This is a genomic window from Mesorhizobium sp. M0276, assembly GCF_040321755.1.
Lineage (GTDB): Bacteria > Pseudomonadota > Alphaproteobacteria > Rhizobiales > Rhizobiaceae > Mesorhizobium.
Map to the genome: position 1 here is coordinate 1 of NZ_JAMYSC010000045.1, position 15,422 is coordinate 15,422.

Genomic DNA, 15,422 nt, shown 5'->3' on the forward strand with positions numbered 1-15,422 from the left:
CCGCTGTTCCTTCGGCAAGTCACCTCGGTTCATCGCTCATGGCGACAAGATTCCACAGCACGACCCGATCGACGCCTGCTGCTCATGGCCCGGTCGGAGTGTCTATGCATGTCACCGGATTCCCCCAAAAAGCTCTAAAGCCTTAATTTGGTCCTCAGCGCATCGATGCGCTTGGAAGCCTCAGCCTTACTGAGGTCGTCGGCAAAACTTTGTTCGTCGCCCGCCTGCTCACAAAGCGTCTTCAGGTAGGAAGTTTGGGCCGGCGTCATCGGGTCGTCACCGCTAGTCCATTCATCAGGGGCCTTATTGATGCTTTCGCTTTTGGCGCGGTCCGAAGGTTGCATGGCGCTCTCCTCACGTCAGAATGACGAAACGCATTTTGATCTGCTTTTGTTCCTGCGCACGGCAGCCCGGACGCGGGATAAGGAGGGCGTTGGTCAGGCCTTCGAAAGCGGACGGTTGCCGAAGGACCAGAGGCTTCCCGCTGCCAGGACCGCCACTATGACGCCTACGATCACATGCGCCCACAGGGCCGCTGCCACGGCCGAAAAACCGAGGACCCAAGGCGAGACCAATGTGCACAGCCCAACCACGATGTTTGCCCATTCCTCGTATTCGTGGATCGCAACCAGCGCACCCACGGCGATCAGGGCGATCACCGCACCGGCGATCCAGGCGTTCCAGGCCGCATAGGCTTCAGCCGCAAACCCGAGATACCAGGGCGATATTGCTAGCGCGATTCCGGCGACCAAATTGACGATGTCGATCACCGGACGATTTTCAGATTTCAGCCATTTCTGCATTGTTCATCCTCCTTTCGTGACATGGTCAGTGAACCGTCCTCTGGTTGAGAACGGGCGCGGCGGCCGAGGACTGTCCGTAGTCACCGCGAAGCTTTCTTCACCTGCCGGGCCCAATCACGCGGAACCAGCCGGCCAGAAGGAAAGGCTCGACCTCGTCGGGCCGGAAGCGGTTGCCGGCGATCTCGCGCATGGCGGTTCCACTGGCATCGTCGCTTTGTCGGGCAAGGCTCGGCGCCCCGGCTGAGCGCACGGCCCGCTGCGGCGACGGCCAGCGCAAAACGGTTGGGAACGGCATTTTCACAATCGAACACGATGATCGGATCCATAGCGTCACCTCACATTGCCTTCTGCTTTTGTTCCGAGATCGAAACGGTCAGGTTCGCTGCCGTCATCCGTGGTTCCAATGCGAGCAGCGCCTGTTCCACTTCGTCGAGCCGGGTCGGACGTGCGTTTTCCGGCATTCCCTCGGATGTTGCGAGATCGACCAGATACTCATTCCACGCCCAGTTGCGCAGGACGGCGCGTTTCTCTTCGACGGTCAAAAGGGGGTCGACGACGACTTCTATCGGCGAGGCAAAAAGTGGCTCCGGGTCCGTCAATGCGGGCCGATAATGCGACGCCTGCGAAACAGCGTCGTAACTGGTCTGTAGCAACGCCAACTGGAGGCGGTTCCAGACAAGATCCGCGCCGGGCTGCAGCCGCTTCTCAGCATCGGAAGGTTCGACAATGGATTTTTCGGCCGCCGGGCTTCCTTGAACCCTGTACGCGAGGCCCTGACGTTCGGCATAGTCGATGGCCGCCTGAGCCGTCGAAAAATCGAGCTCCACTTGGGTCAGGGTGTCACAGCTTCCGGTGTAACCCATCAGGGGCTCGATGACGGGTGCGATACGCCGCTCGAACACCAGCCGCCATCCTTTCGGTCGCGCACGGCCCGAGCTCATGACCGACCGGCAAGGCTGGTAGATCCGCGCGACCGCATCAGGCGGGAACTCGGATCTGCCGAATGACAGCGCTCGCCCGCAGTTGTCGTTTGCCGGGCCGAGACTTTCTACGACTGGTGTGACTTCACTTGCTTGCTTCGGCATCATTCGTCCCTCCCGTGGAGCGAAGGATGCGCCGGAGGCAGTTAGGTACCGCCTCCGGCCTGCTCTGTGCGTCAGTGGGTGATGGGGATACGCTTCACCTTCGACTGCGCATTCGGGTTCTTGGGCAGCGTCAGGGTCAGGATGCCATTGGCAAAGGACGCCTTGACCTTGTCGTCCTCGACTTCATAGCCGAGGGGGATGCGCCGCTCGAAGTGGCCGTAGAATCGCTCGGAATAGCCTTTCTCCTCGGTCTCCGACCGCTTCTCGCCACGCAGGGTCAGCATGTCCTCATCGAGCAGGACTTCAATGTCCTTCTCTTCCATGCCGGGAACCTCGGCGGTGACGCGAAGCTCATTATCCGACTCCGAGATCTCCACCTTCGGCCAGCCGCCATCGAAAGGCGAAAGCTGCCCCGCAGTAGGCAAGCGCGTCTCGAAGCTCCTCAACACGTCATCGAAGAGCCTGTTCACCTCGCGGTGAAGCGAAAGAAAGGGATCGCCACCGCTATAGATGCTCGGGGCCTGGTTGTTGTTACGGCCCCACGGGATAAGGTCACGCATATTCATCTTCGTTCACCTCCACGTTCAACCGCGCGGCACCGGACGATTGCCGGTGCCTGACGCTTCTGATTCACGATGACTTCAGGCCGCGCTCTTTTCGGCTTCGATCTGCCGCGGCGCTGCCTTTGCCGTGCTGCCGGCGATGGCGATCCGGCGCGGTTTCATCTCTTCGGGAAGCTCGCGCTTGAGATCGATGTTCAGCAGCCCATTGTTCAGGCTGGCGCCGACGACCTTCACATGGTCGGCCAGTTCGAACCGACGCTCGAAAGCGGGCCCGGCAATGCCGCGATAGAGGTACTGGCCATTGTCCTCGCCAGGTTGCGACCCACTCACAATCAACAGGTTAGGCTGATGAGTGATTGTCAGCTGATCCTGCGAGAAGCCGGCGACCGCCATGGTGATGCGATAGTCGTCCTCACCAGCCTTGGCGATGTCGTAGGGCGGCCAATTGTCTGTCGCAGTGACGCGGCTCGCATTTTCCAGCATGTCGAAGACGCGGTCGAAGCCGATGCTGGACCGGAACAGGGGGGCAAAATCAAGGTTTGTCCTCATAGCCATATCCTCCTTTGAGCAACATGGTTTGCAACAAGGCCTAGGATCGCCTTGAAGCCTCCTAGGCTCTACCGGCCCCATCTGGCGACCGGCAATTAGCTATTTATAACAGGGCGTTGTGGCTTCAAGAGGGCGCATAGGAAAATTTTCAGCGAGCAGTGAAATTTCTTCGATGCCCGGTAGATTTCGGATCATAAGGCCGAAGGCTAGTGTCCATATATGAAACAAATTCGAAAACCACGCCCCAAGCGATTTTCCAGCCTTCCACCTCCAGCATTGCGCCCCTCCAAGTTGGATAATGGGAAAGCCGCGCCATTCCGTGTACGGCTGGTAGCGGTCATTCATCGTTTGTGAGACAGTCAGGCAATCAAGCCAAGTTTGAAGGACGGCAAATGCCACTGCGACGCTATGGCGGAGCATTCGACGCCGCTGATCTGGCCCTGCTAAAGCGAGTGTTCGACCAAATATCCAAGGAGCGCTTCCTCGCCAAGAAAGACGTGGCGCAGATGGAAGCACTCGCCGAGGAAGTCGTCAACGCTTTCCAGAACGGGATCACAGATGAAGCGGACCTATTGAAGGCCCTTTCTAAGCAGCGCCGCAGAGGTCGGCGAATTTCAAACTGAGACACTACCGGCTGCGCGATGGCGGCGGTTCATGTCTGCTGAGTGCGCAGGTGCGAGCAAAGCAAGGAGGAGTGCCAGGCTGGGGCGACGTGAGCGCCGCAGCACCGTTCGTGATCGTCTCTTAGCTTCCGATCTGGCTAGCCCACCAAATTTCGTGGTGTGGGAGGTGCCGATACGGAGGCGCCGAGCATCGCCAGGTGGGAGCAGGTCAGCAGATGGCCCGAGCCGATCGCTGTCCTGCGTGGTTTCGATGGAAGGAAATTTCACGCTGGCGGGGCCCTCCGAGAGAAATGAGTTCGGCATTCGCCATTCGCTACGATTTCGCGCAACCAAGTCAGTTTGCCAGCATTATTAAGAAAAAGCACCGCAGGAAACCCATGTTGCACCATAGCATGCCTCGGGAATTTGAGATCGGTGACGAAGTGGCGCTGACCAGTACGGTGATCACGGTTCTCCCCAGCGGGCGCGCTAGAGTAAGCATCCCATCATATAACCATCCCTATGCGATCGATCCGCCACCTAAAACCCGAGCAGGAGATAAGGTCGTTCTCGTTGGGGATGTTACTCGCGTCGATCGCGAAGCCGATAAATTGACGGTGCGAATTGATTGCGGAGGCCTGATTACTGTCGACAAGGCTGCGATTACCAGGCTGAAGAAGCACCGCCGAGCTGGAGCGGGTTGAAGCTGGGCAGGGAAGTTTCTGCGCACGATGCGCTCGCCAAATTCCGCCGTGAACGGCACGTCCTGATCGGATTCCGGCAACGCACGATGGAAAGGGCAATCCCGCCGCTCGAAGCCTCGCCAATGACGGCCGATAGGTGCTTATCAGCTGTCCGCAGCATGAGCTTGAGTCCAGCAAGGGATACCACGAATCTGTTATGCCGTTCGAGCGTCGCGGCAACCGTCTACCAGTCTTGCCTGCCATACCACTCGTCAATGTCCCGGCGAACCTGATCCTTCTCCAGGCCGTAGCGCTCCTGAATGATGCCTTCAAGTTGGTCGCGTTTACCGCCGATGCGGTCTAGGTCGTCGTCCGTAAGTTTGCCCCACTGTTCCTTGACCTTGCCCTTAACCTGCTTCCAATTTCCTTCGACGCGGTCCCAATCCATGGCAGTGATCTCCTGGTTTCCGAAATGAAAACGTTATCCGGTAAGAGAAGTTCCTGCTGATTTTGAAACGCGGGCTCACATAGGTACCGCGCCGTGCTTGCCACCAGCACGATCGTTACGCGCGAAAGGCCTTTGCGATCCCTCATGACGCTGCAGAAATCCGTGCCCAAATCACTGGCTGTCGGTTTCACCGTGATCTGGCCGATATCTCAGGAAAACACCAATCGGAGGTTCCAGAGTCTTGTGGGCTTGCTGGACAAGGAGAACTTCACCGTCAAGATCGCTGCTTTCGCCGTCTGACTACATAGGTTCTTTGTTCTAGACGTCGAATGCCACGCCACGCGGCATTGTGGGTGGTTGATAAGTTGTTGAATGACCGCGCTTGGGTCGTGTCCCCGTAAGTGGTGTAGCTCGGCGGTAGCAAAAGCTGCTCGCGAGCGCGCCCTCGATGGCGCTGTAGGGAGCGAGCGGCTTTGCGGTGGTCATCGGCGCTTTCCGGTAGGGTCTGGTTGCGACACCAACCTTTGACCGGAAGGACTACCGATGACCGACGACATGATGAACCTGCGCGCGCTCGTGGAGAAGACACCCGACACCGATCTGTTGCGTGAGATGATCGGCTTTGCCGCCGAGCGTCTGATGGAGATGGAGGTGGGCGCCGCGACGGGTGCTGCCTATGGCGAGGAGAGCCCACTTCGGACGGCCCAGCGCAACGGTACCGCGACCGGGACTGGGAGACTCGCGCCGGCACGGTCGAGCTGCGCATCCCGAAGCTGAGGAAGGGCTCCTACTTCCCGGGCTTTCTCGAACCGAGACGCATGGCCGAGAAGGCGCTGACCGCAGTGATCCAGGAAGCCTATATACAGGGCATCTCGACACGCTCGGTCGACGACCTGGTCAAGGCGATGGGCATGAGCGGCATCTCCGAGAGCCAGGTCTCTCGGCTGTGCGAGGAGATCGACGGCAAGGTGAAGGCCTTCCTCGACCGGCCGATCGAAGGCGACTGGCCATACCTGTGGATCGATGCGACCTACCTGAAGGTGCGCCGTGGCGGCCGCATCGTCTGCGTCGCCGTCATCATCGCCGTCGGCGTCAACGCGGACGGCCGGCGCGAGGTGCTTGGCATGGAGATCGGCACCTCGGAGGCCGAGCCGATCTGGACGGAGTTCCTGCGCAAGCTGACCCGTCGCGGCCTGCGCGGCGTCAAGCTCGTCGTCTCCGATGCGCACGAAGGCCTCAAGGCGGCCGTCACCAAGGTGCTCAGCGCGACATGGCAGAGGTGCCGCGTCCACTTCATGAGGAACGTGCTGGCCCATGCCGGCAAGAGCGGCCGCAGGGTCGTCTCAGCCTTCATCGGCACCGCTTTCGCCCAGGAGACGCCCGAGGCCGCGTCCGTACAATGGCGCACCGTCGCCGACCAGATCCGGCCGAAGGTGCCGAAATTGGCGACAATCATGGACGACGCCGAGCCCGACGTGCTGGCCTACATGACCTTCCCTAAGGAACATCGCGCCAAGCTCCACTCGACGAATCCGATCGAGCGTCTCAACGGCGAGATCAAGCGGCGCACCGAGGTCGTCGGAATCTTCCCGAACGACGATGCGATCGTGCGCCTCGTCGGCGCCCTGCTGCTCGAACAGAACGATGAATGGGCCGTCCAGCGCGCAAGATACATGACACTGGAAACGATGTCGCAAATGAGCGATGATCCTCTGATCAGCTTGCCAGCCGTGGCGCGCTGATCAGCCCGGCCAATGCCGGAGAGCACGGCGACCAAAGCCGTCAGCTACACCACTCCCAGGGACACGATCCGCGCTTGCGTCAAGAGAGGCTCTCCTTGGCCGCAAGCTTATGCGGGTAGCGGTGCGAAGGCGGTTTTGATTCATAGGAGCGTTTTGTGTGCTCTTTCGAACCGCGCCGGATATCGAACCCCGCCCTTGCGGGTTCAGGAATCCCGGCTCGGAAAGCCGGGCGTCCAATCGTCCTGTGCCGAGAAGCCGCTCACGCGGGGTCGCGTGCTTTGCGGCGCCGGTCCAGGCGAGCGACTGCGGATTTGCCTGTGGTCGAGGAAACAATGGTTGGAACAGAAGAGGCATTCGCCAGTTTGCTGGCATGCAGTCGATGTTCGAACAAATTGCGCGGTCGCTGAAAAAGCGGAGAGCCATGCTGTTTGTTGGCGCTGGAGTGTCGATGAGCGTCGGCTTGCCACCGTGGAGAAAACTCATCGAGCACATGGCAGATGATCTCGGCCTGGACGACCAGACGGTCGGCATGCCTGACACGACCTACCAGGCGCTTGCCGAATACTACCGCCTCAAGCATGGCAGCATCGGCCCCCTGCGCAGCTGGATGGACCGCGAGTGGAGCGTTTCTCGGGACAAGGTAAAGCGATCGGAGATCCACAAGCTGATCGTGTCGCTCGATTTCCCGATCATCTACACCACCAATTACGATCGAAACCTGGAAGCTGCTTTCGAGATCTATGGCCGGCCGTTCGTCAAAATCGCCAACGCGAAAGACATCGCCAAAGTCAACGGCGACCTGACACAGATCATCAAATACCATGGCGATTTTGACGACGACACTTCCCTTGTGTTGGCAGAGACGGACTATTTTGACCGGCTTTCCTTCGACTCACCACTTGATGTGAAATTCCGGGCAGATGCACTGGGGCGCACCATCCTGTTCATCGGCTACAGCATGTCGGATATGAACATCCGTCTGCTGCTGCACCGTCTGTGGCAGACCTGGCGCCTATCGGGTTACGAGCGGGACCGTCCAAAGTCATTCGTGTTCATGCCGGGCCCGAACGTGGTTCAGGAGGCGGTCCTCGGACGCTGGGGGCTCAACGTCGTGGCTGGGGACGATGAGGATCCGCAGCAGAGCTTGGCAGCTTTTCTCAGCAACATCGCCGAAGCGAAATGACGGGAGGTCTGGTGTATGCCGCGCACGCATGCATGGGCGTTCCGGTCAAAGCGCCTCTCCGCGACATCTGCCAAGCTGCTTCGCGATCGGCAATCCCGTGTCGTCACCACTTATTTGCGGTCACCGCCCTCGGGCAGGCCGAAGCAGACGACGTTCACGATGGCGAGCCGAAGCTAACGGAGATCGGGCGCAATCCTCGATGCGCTGTCGCCGCGATCTTGGATCCCGGCTCGGTCAAGCGGGAAAACTCTGATTTGCTCGCTTCCCGCAACAGCCGCAAGATTACAGCCGGCGCGGGCGGATCCCGCGACCGTCTTGGTTTTCCATCGCAGCAGCAGAACCGGCAGCCACCTTCAGCTTCGGACTGCACGCTTCTTGCCCGAACCTGTTTTCAAGCAAGCATCTAAGCCGGGGGACCGTGGGATGGCCGGGCTACGGAGACCAAGTGGCAAGCAAGCGTCGACGATGGTCAGCGCTTAGCGCTCTCGCTTTCCGTATCGGCTCGCGCAAGGAACCGCTCGGCCGTAGACGGGAGATGGTCTTTCAACCAGTCGGCCATGGCAATTTCTTCTCGCAGGTTCTGCTCGCATACGCGCGCGACCTCGGTCTCACCCAGGGATCGAGCAGCGGCGATGAGAATTGTGTAGGAGGCGATCTCCATGTGCTCGAACGTGTAGCTCGCAAGCGATCCCTTCATGACCTCGTCGCCAGCGAAGATGCCGCTCATTGATTGCGCCATCGCTGTCAGCTTTCCACCGGCATCCTTCAGCCGGGAGGGCCCTTGCCCGATGCGGTCGAGGCAGGTCTTGAGCCGGGCGGCCTGCTGCACCGTCTCCTCGAGATGTTGCCGAATTCGGCTGCTGAGCTCAGGATAATTTTCTATACGGCTCAATTGCCCATTGAGCATGGTCTCAGCCTGCTCCTCCATCGCATGAGCATCCCTGAGCCACTGGACAAACCATTCGCGCGATTCTGACATTTCGTTACTCCTTCATGAGCCGTCCAAACTTGCAAAAGGACATATTGTTCCAGAACGGCCGGAGCGTAGAAAGGCATCTGAGCAGCCCGCCATGATCGGCCAATAGTGGTGGATCCCAGCCCTCGTCAGGCCGTTTCCCCTCGGCTCGCAGGCGACACGCCTTGCGACCGTCGTAACCCTGCGCTTCTCCTTTCGCGAACTTCGGCCATCCAGTCTTTCGAGGCTGTGGCGGAACTCGCCCGACGCCGATTAGCGCCGACCTATCGCCGCCCGTCGCGAGGCCTTTCGGCCGGTTCACAGTGAGTATGTTGCGGAGTGGCTGGCCATCGCAAGCGAGTCATGCGCCTGCAACAAGAGGCTGTATTGGCAAGCAGAATTTGGGGCCGGCAATAAATTTCGGCTGGAACAATCATCGTTCATTCGCCGCCCGGACGTACTCGTCGCTCACCCGTCCGGTCGTGTCGTCCGCTGCTCGAACTTTGGCGCAGGCGGACTGCTGTTGAAAGACGAAAAATGGAGAAAGCTATGAAACGAACCCTTGTAATCGCCGCCGCACTGATGGGCCTGTCGGGTGCTCCCGCAATTGCTGCGACTCACTATTGGGTCGCCAAGGACACGAGCACGAAGACATGCGCGGTGGTCTCCGCGAAGCCCGACGGAGTAAAGATGACGGCCATCGGCAAGAAAATGTACTCGAGCTATTCGAGTGCAGACAAGGCTCTGAGGGTTTTGGCCGCCTGCAAGAGCTGACAAGCATGCTGTTAGCCCGTACGGAGCATGCCCGGGCGGGCTTTCTAAAGTTGCCAGCCGACTGCCGTCTCGAGCAGCAGTCGAGCCCGTCATGAAATCGCGCCAGCTCGGGGCTTTCGGAGGACATCGATCTCACCATGAAATCCGGACGATCGCGCCCGAGCTGGTGGGCGATGCCGCGGCTGCCCGCGGCAAGGCGTCGTTCCCGACTGCCAGGCCGCGCGTGTTGCACGCAGACGCGGACCAGTTCGGGGTCAGAACGGTTCAGAACGCACGCTAAGGCCGAATGAATTAGAAACATCACGCCGCCCGTGGATTGCTGCCGGCAAGCGAAGCGTCCCGAAGCCTTCGCGCATTGTTCAGTATCCCAGCCCACCTGAGCGGCGAGGCGCGTTTTGAGCAGGTCATCCGAGATCGTCCTGCGCGCCATACACAGGCGTGTGGCTGCGCGGTCAAGATAATTGGACAGCGTTAACGATGGCGTCGACGACGGGGTTGTGACGGGGTTGAGACCGGAAGCGCGGAACGCCTGCTTCTCGAATGAGCGTCGCGGATTTCGCCGCGCTCATGGAAGAAGACCGCGCTTGTGGCGTGGTCGCCTTCCCGAGAGCGGAAAGCAGAACCCTTTCCTCCCTGGTTCGCCCTGTCGCGGTCGCAGCTCTTGCCGCATTTCGTGCGTCGCTTTGCTGAACGCCGTAGAAATTTCGGTTCTGAGACAGGCTACGTCAGGATGCGGCCACGGCAACGAAGAGCGATTGTCCCTGCCTATTTATGCGCAACAGAATGGGCCTGTTCTGCCGCCGGGATTTTGCCCACTCCTCCTGGGTGTCCGACGGCTGTGCCACATCCCGGTTGTTGGCCGAGACGATCACGTCTCCGGGCCGAAGGCCATTCTCGGCTGCGAGGCTGTTCGGTGCCACGTCCTGGATAAATACGCCGGTGGTTCCCGGCTGGAGGCCGAGTTGCGGGCGCACTTCGTCCGGAATGGGGCTAAGTGACAGGCCAAGACGTTGGTCAGCCGCATCCGGAGCAGGAACAGCGCCAGTCTGTCCCTCCTCGTCCTTGCGTTGACCGACTGTCAGTGTCAACTCCTGCTGGCTGCCATCTCGATTCCTGGTCACAGTCGCTTTCGACCCCGGCTTTTGGCTCGCCGCCGCCAGCGTGAGGTCACGGACGCCTTGGATGTCCTTGCCGTTAAAACGGGTGATGACGTCACCTGCCCGTATACCTGCCTTCTCTGCCGGGCTGCCGGGCTCGACCGAGGCCACCAGCGCTCCCTTGCTCCCCGGTATCCCGAGCGCCGCGGCAATCGACGGCGTGACCTCCTGGAGACGAACGCCGATGAACCCGCGCTCGATATGGCCCGTGCGGATCAACTGATCGGCGACGCTCTGGGCAGTTCGGGACGGCACCGCGAAGCCAATACCAATGCTGCCACCCGATGGCGAGACGATCGCCGTGTTGACCCCGATCACTTCACCGCGCGCGTTAAACAGGGGGCCGCCTGAATTGCCACGGTTGATTGAGGCATCAGTCTGCAGGAAATCGTCGTAGGGACCGGCCTGGATATCGCGCGAACGGGCAGAAAGCACGCCAACGGTAACTGTCCCGCCGAGCCCAAACGGACTGCCGATCGCGATCGTCCAGGCGCCGGGCTGAACTGCGTCCGAGTCGCCCCAGGCGGTTGTGGCCATGTTGGGCCGCGGATCGACCTTCAGCACCGCAATGTCGGTTCCCGGATCCCGGCCAACCAGTCGCGCGGGTGCAGTCTCCTTATCCGAGAATACCACATGGATCTCGGTAGCATCGGCGACGACATGGTTGTTGGTGACGATGTAGCCCTCAGGATTGATGACGAAGCCGGAGCCAAGAGCTTCTCGGACCTGCGGCTGGGCGGGCCCCGGGCGACCATTGAAAGGGTCGAGAAAATCGTTGAGCGTCGTTTGATCCTGGATGATCTGCCTTGTCGTGATCGCGACAACCGCCGCTAACTTCTGGCGCACAATCGCGGTGAAGTCGTTCGGGATCTCCTGTGCTGTGAGCGGAGCAATGCCCCCGGGACAGAACAGCAGAACTCCCGCCACCACACCGGCGCACAGTCCCTTCCTCGAATTCACGAACATGATGAGTTCTCCTGCCCAGCCGGCCGGCCGTCGCCGTCGGCTCAGGAGACAGAAACTGAGATTCATGCAGATGGTTTCACCGATCTCAAAATATAGGGGCGAACGGATGAAAATCGTGAACGTGTGACCTCGCTGCCCCATTGAAATTTGATCGGCAACGTCCGAGATTTTGCTGGTGGAACTGGCAAGAGCCACCAACGACGTCAACAGAGGAGATTATCCGAAGGAGGACCATCGATGGAAGGAGCCATTTCGACGAGTTTTCCGATCGGGCCCGAGGCCCCTGATCTTTTCCTTGACGACCGGTTACTCCATCCGGCACGGCATTTCGGGCACCCGCGGGAGGTGTTGGCCGACACGACGCTGGACGTCCACGAAAAGCGCGCCGTTCTTTCGTCATGGGCGTCGGATGCCTGGGCGGTGGAATCCGTGCCGGCACTGCGCATGCCTCCGGGAGCTACCGAACCGGTCAGCTTCGACGCCATAATGGACGCGTTGCGCCAATTGGATCGATCGGAGTAGCTTCCCAGCAATGTCGGCCGCGGTCGCGTGCAGCACCGTGGTGGCCGGTCTCACAGCATCCGTCGATGGACTTTGAGCGAAGACGCCGCCTCCCTCCCGCATCCGAGGCACCTGACTCGCTGGTGAGCTCGCCAGCGCAAGGGTGCCAGCGCATTCTCTCCGCTTCCACTCGTCCTGGCGCGTTCCATACGTCCAGCGGCAAGTGGGCGTATGTGATCGTGGGTGCCGTCGTGGCGGCCCTGGCTGCCGGAAGCCTCTGGTTCTTCGGCAACCGTCCGTTCTCAAGGGCCTGACGAAGATTTTTGCGGGCCTGGAATCGGGCCCGCTTTTTCTCCAACTCATCGTGGCTGCCGCTTGGCGGCCCCCATTCGGCGGCTATTCATCCATACGCTTGCGCCGGATCTCGCCCGACGATCGCGGTTCGTCGTTCGTTGCTCGCGGCGGGCGCGGAAGAAACAGATGTACGCTCGTTCCCGCCCCTACAACGCTCTCGATCCGTATATGCCCGCCGGACTGCTTGATGAAGCCGTAGACCTGGCTGAGGCCGAGCCCGGTTCCCCGCCCGTCGCCCTTTGTCGTGAAGAACGGCTCGAACACCTGGGAAAGGACCTCCTTGCTCATCCCGCAACCCGTATCGCTTACGGTGACACGAACAAAACGGGCAGCCGCAGCCGGCACGTCTTCGATATCGGCGGGAGAATTGCTGGTCTCGATCGACAGGGTTCCCTTGCCATCCATTGCGTCCTTGGCATTGACAGCCAGGTTGAGAATGGCGACGTCGAGTTGATTGGCGTCGACGAGGACAGCATCAAGTGCCGGATCGAGGTCACATCTGACCTGCGTGCCGCTCCCCAGAGTCCGCTCCAGCAGCATGCTAAGCGCCTCGATTCGAGCATTCAGATCGATGGTCTCGGGATAAAGCGATTGTCCGCGGGAGAAGGCGAGCAATTGCTGCGTAAGCGCACCGCCATTTCGTGTCCGGCTGATCAGCTCTTCTACCAGCATGGCTGAATTCGGGTTGGGCGCTTCCCCTCCCAACTGCTTCTGGAGGAGCCGCAGCCCCGACTCGAACACAGCCAGCAGATTATTAATGTCGTGAACGATTCCAGCGGCGAGGCGGCCGATCGCTTCGAGCTTTTGCGACTGGCGTCGGCGCTCCTCCTGAGCTCGCTGCGCCGACACGTCGCGCAGGCTGGCAAGCAGCGCCGGCTTTCCGTCCCAGCTGACCTCGACGGTCCTGATTTCCACGTCGGCTGGTGACCGACGGCGGCGGTGGATAGTGATTTCGGTGGTTTCACCGGATATGACCGGTCGGCCGAGTGGAATGTGAACGAGATCGGCAGCCGGATAGCCGAAGATCATGGCCGCCGCCGGATTGGCATAGAGCACGGTTCCCGACAGATCGACGACGAGAATCCCATCGGCCAATGTCTCGATCAGGCGTCGAAAGTTGAGTTGGCTGATGCCCGTCAAGAATGCGTTGGCAGACGGGTCCAGAATTTCGGCTGCGCTGCGCGTCACTGCCTACTCCTCACGCCGAGACGCCGCGGATTCTGCGAATAGGTCGGGCGCGCCATTGAAGGGCTGACCGAGATGCATGCCGGCGCCGTCGACCGTGAAGCGCCTGATCTGCTTGTCGTGCTCACTGCCGCGCATTTTCAGCACCATGATCCCGCGGTGCATGAAATTGCCCTCCTGGATGTAACGCAACAGGATGATGGCGTCGGTGAGCGTCGAGATATGCTGTTCGCTGGCACTCTGGCCGCCGACGAGCGACTTGTCGGTCGCCGTACAAAGGCCAGCGATCTCATGTTTCTTGATAAAGGATGTGAGGCTGATCAGGAATTCCCGAAAGCCGGAGTCTGGCGCTATCCTTTCCAGGGCCGACAGGCTGTCGATCGCGATCCGGTCAGGTTTGAACACCTGCACGAGCTCGCGGATCATCAAAAGGTGGTCTGGCAAGTTCTGCGCTTCCGGGTAGATGCAAACGACCTTGAGCCGGCCATCCGCCTCCATTGCCTCGAAGTCGACGCCCCAGCCACGAGCATTGCGGAACAATTGACCGCGGCTCTCTTCGTAGCCGACCAGCAAGGCACGTTCGCCAGCCGCTACGCCGCCGGCGAGAAAATTGGTGACCAGCAGCGTCTTTCCGGTACCCGTCGCACCACTGACAAGGGTGATGCTGTCGCGGAAAAATCCGCCGCTGCACATGCTGTCGAGTTCCGAAATGCCGCTGGTCACTCGTTTCGTGCTCGATTGCTGCTCCAGCCGTAGTGAGGACAATGGCACCGCCACTATGCCTTGCTTCTCAACAAGCGTGATCGGCACCTCGCCTTCGACATGGCGGCTGCCTCGCATCTTCAGGACTTCGATGGTGCGCCTGCGCCGCTCGCGATAGAGCGCGTTGCGCAGGATGACCACATTGTCGGCGACAAAATCCTCGATCCTGTGGCGGGATATCTCGCCATACTCGCTGTTGCGTTCGGCGGTCATCAGCACCGTCAAGCCTTGCTTCTTGAGGGCTGTCGCGATGCGCAGGAGCTCCCGACGCACCGACGTCTGCTCCGCCACGAAGTGGTCGAAGAGCTGGGTGACGGAATCCAGCACGATACGTTTTGCCGCGGAATTTCGCGCAGCGTGCAAGACACGCGTCAGCAAACCGGCTAGATCGAAATTGCCGATAATCATCTGGTCGTGGTCACGCGGACTGGCGTCGACGAAGACCAGTTTGTTCGCCTCCCGCCAACGGCGTATGGTCCAGCCAAAGCTGGCCATGTTGACCTCGATCTCGGCCGGCGATTCCTCGAAGGTGACGAAGACGCCGGGCTCGCCCAGAACGGTGATGCCGTGGGCCAGAAACTGCGTCGCAAACACAGTCTTGCCACTGCCGGGCGTCCCCCCGACGATGGTGGTGCGCCCGCGCGGCAGGCCGCCCATCACAAGGTCGTCGAAAGCCTCGATGCCGGTCCTGACGCGTTCGAGTACAGGGTCGATCAGGATCTCTTCAGCTGTGGTCATAGCCACTGTCCTTCCCGCGAAAACCGAAATAGTCGAGAACCTGAGCGGTGTTGCTGATGTCGCCGATCAGCCGCCGTGGAGGGGTGGCTCTCTCGTCCGAGAGCGTCGGCGTCGCTAGAATGCCGGCGCTTTCCGCCGCTTCGGGATGCGCGAGGATATCGACGATATGGATTTCGATTCCGCCGGCCCATTCCTCCATTATCCTCAGACGACCTTCCAGCGCCCGTCTGGCGCTCGGCGTGTCTCCTGCGATATAGAGGCGGAGCAACGCGTTGGCCCCTGGATCGGACCGATGGCTGGAGCTCATGTTTCACGCCTTGCTGCACGAACATTGCAGTTTCGGCGTGCTTGAGGCGCCACGCCGCAGATCCA

General features: G+C 60.4%; 18 protein-coding genes and 1 pseudogene. 8 read left to right on the plus strand and 11 right to left on the minus strand.

Translation table 11 applies throughout. The features are described 5' to 3' along the window. Positions 1 to 134: 134 nt before the first annotated feature. The 5 genes from NKJ01_RS27445 to NKJ01_RS27465 form a co-directional block, all read right to left on the minus strand. Positions 135 to 344 (minus strand): DUF3072 domain-containing protein, encoded by a 210-nt coding sequence (locus NKJ01_RS27445; RefSeq protein ID WP_352732833.1) that lies wholly within the window; start codon positions 342 to 344, stop codon positions 135 to 137. 93 nt (positions 345 to 437) lie between these two features. Then, entirely contained in the window at positions 438 to 803 is a 366-nt protein-coding gene (locus tag NKJ01_RS27450; protein WP_352487750.1) for an SPW repeat protein, read from the minus strand. A 335-nt stretch (positions 804 to 1,138) separates the two neighbouring features. Further along, positions 1,139 to 1,891 (minus strand): NADH dehydrogenase ubiquinone Fe-S protein 4, encoded by a 753-nt coding sequence (locus tag NKJ01_RS27455; RefSeq protein ID WP_352487749.1) that lies wholly within the window; start codon positions 1,889 to 1,891, stop codon positions 1,139 to 1,141. 68 nt (positions 1,892 to 1,959) lie between these two features. After that, positions 1,960 to 2,454, minus strand: coding sequence for an Hsp20/alpha crystallin family protein (locus NKJ01_RS27460; protein ID WP_352487748.1), 495 nt, complete (start codon positions 2,452 to 2,454; stop codon positions 1,960 to 1,962). Between the two features lie 75 nt (positions 2,455 to 2,529). Next, positions 2,530 to 3,000 (minus strand): Hsp20 family protein, encoded by a 471-nt coding sequence (locus NKJ01_RS27465; protein WP_352487747.1) that lies wholly within the window; start codon positions 2,998 to 3,000, stop codon positions 2,530 to 2,532. 392 nt (positions 3,001 to 3,392) lie between these two features. On the opposite strand from NKJ01_RS27465, the gene NKJ01_RS27470 reads away from it, so the two are divergent. Both NKJ01_RS27470 and NKJ01_RS27475 read left to right on the plus strand, forming a co-directional pair. Beyond that, positions 3,393 to 3,623: a hypothetical protein gene (locus NKJ01_RS27470; RefSeq protein ID WP_023763181.1), complete on the plus strand. Its 231-nt coding sequence runs from the start codon at positions 3,393 to 3,395 to the stop codon at positions 3,621 to 3,623. A gap of 290 nt (positions 3,624 to 3,913) precedes the next feature. Next, positions 3,914 to 4,306, plus strand: coding sequence for a preprotein translocase subunit YajC (locus NKJ01_RS27475; RefSeq protein ID WP_023763180.1), 393 nt, complete (start codon positions 3,914 to 3,916; stop codon positions 4,304 to 4,306). Positions 4,307 to 4,529: 223 nt separating this feature from the next. Here the strand turns inward: NKJ01_RS27475 and NKJ01_RS27480 are convergent, their stop codons facing one another. Further along, positions 4,530 to 4,733: a CsbD family protein gene (locus NKJ01_RS27480; protein ID WP_023763179.1), complete on the minus strand. Its 204-nt coding sequence runs from the start codon at positions 4,731 to 4,733 to the stop codon at positions 4,530 to 4,532. 144 nt (positions 4,734 to 4,877) lie between these two features. Between NKJ01_RS27480 and NKJ01_RS27485 the strand changes: the two genes are divergently transcribed. The 4 genes and pseudogenes from NKJ01_RS27485 to NKJ01_RS27500 all read left to right on the plus strand — a co-directional run bounded on the left by NKJ01_RS27485 (position 4,878) and on the right by NKJ01_RS27500 (position 8,065). Next, on the plus strand, positions 4,878 to 5,033 hold the full coding sequence (locus NKJ01_RS27485) for a hypothetical protein (protein WP_352487745.1): 156 nt from the start codon (positions 4,878 to 4,880) through the stop codon (positions 5,031 to 5,033). Positions 5,034 to 5,276: 243 nt separating this feature from the next. Then, positions 5,277 to 6,475, plus strand: a pseudogene (locus NKJ01_RS27490) (IS256 family transposase). A 370-nt stretch (positions 6,476 to 6,845) separates the two neighbouring features. Further along, the gene (locus tag NKJ01_RS27495) at positions 6,846 to 7,658 is read left to right on the plus strand and encodes an SIR2 family NAD-dependent protein deacylase (RefSeq protein WP_352732905.1); all 813 of its coding nucleotides are present in this window, start codon (positions 6,846 to 6,848) and stop codon (positions 7,656 to 7,658) included. Next, on the plus strand, positions 7,655 to 8,065 hold the full coding sequence (locus NKJ01_RS27500; protein WP_352732841.1) for a hypothetical protein: 411 nt from the start codon (positions 7,655 to 7,657) through the stop codon (positions 8,063 to 8,065). The genes NKJ01_RS27495 and NKJ01_RS27500 overlap by 4 nt, the downstream gene beginning before the upstream one ends. Before the next feature lie 62 nt (positions 8,066 to 8,127). Here the strand turns inward: NKJ01_RS27500 and NKJ01_RS27505 are convergent, their stop codons facing one another. Beyond that, positions 8,128 to 8,637 (minus strand): ferritin-like domain-containing protein, encoded by a 510-nt coding sequence (locus NKJ01_RS27505; protein ID WP_352487506.1) that lies wholly within the window; start codon positions 8,635 to 8,637, stop codon positions 8,128 to 8,130. Between the two features lie 525 nt (positions 8,638 to 9,162). Between NKJ01_RS27505 and NKJ01_RS27510 the strand changes: the two genes are divergently transcribed. After that, complete coding sequence (locus NKJ01_RS27510; protein ID WP_352487507.1) at positions 9,163 to 9,387, plus strand: hypothetical protein; 225 nt, start codon at positions 9,163 to 9,165, stop codon at positions 9,385 to 9,387. A 725-nt stretch (positions 9,388 to 10,112) separates the two neighbouring features. Here the strand turns inward: NKJ01_RS27510 and NKJ01_RS27520 are convergent. Continuing rightward, positions 10,113 to 11,510 carry a Do family serine endopeptidase gene (locus NKJ01_RS27520; protein WP_352732844.1) on the minus strand — a complete coding sequence of 466 codons (1,398 nt, stop codon included), beginning with the start codon at positions 11,508 to 11,510 and terminating at the stop codon, positions 10,113 to 10,115. Positions 11,511 to 11,747: 237 nt separating this feature from the next. Here NKJ01_RS27520 and NKJ01_RS27525 point away from each other — a divergent pair, with 237 nt between their 5' ends. Next, positions 11,748 to 12,032, plus strand: a complete 285-nt coding sequence (locus NKJ01_RS27525; RefSeq protein ID WP_352732847.1) for a hypothetical protein — start codon at positions 11,748 to 11,750, stop codon at positions 12,030 to 12,032. Between the two features lie 375 nt (positions 12,033 to 12,407). Here NKJ01_RS27525 and NKJ01_RS27530 read toward each other — a convergent pair whose 3' ends face one another. The 3 genes from NKJ01_RS27530 to NKJ01_RS27540 are packed head-to-tail and all read right to left on the minus strand — an operon-like array spanning position 12,408 to position 15,357. After that, positions 12,408 to 13,553, minus strand: coding sequence for a two-component system sensor histidine kinase NtrB (locus NKJ01_RS27530; protein WP_352732850.1), 1,146 nt, complete (start codon positions 13,551 to 13,553; stop codon positions 12,408 to 12,410). Between the two features lie 3 nt (positions 13,554 to 13,556). Beyond that, on the minus strand, positions 13,557 to 15,050 hold the full coding sequence (kaiC, locus tag NKJ01_RS27535) for a circadian clock protein KaiC (RefSeq protein ID WP_352732853.1): 1,494 nt from the start codon (positions 15,048 to 15,050) through the stop codon (positions 13,557 to 13,559). After that, complete coding sequence (locus NKJ01_RS27540; RefSeq protein WP_352732855.1) at positions 15,037 to 15,357, minus strand: circadian clock KaiB family protein; 321 nt, start codon at positions 15,355 to 15,357, stop codon at positions 15,037 to 15,039. Before NKJ01_RS27540 ends, kaiC begins: the two co-directional genes overlap by 14 nt. Positions 15,358 to 15,422 lie beyond the last annotated feature (65 nt).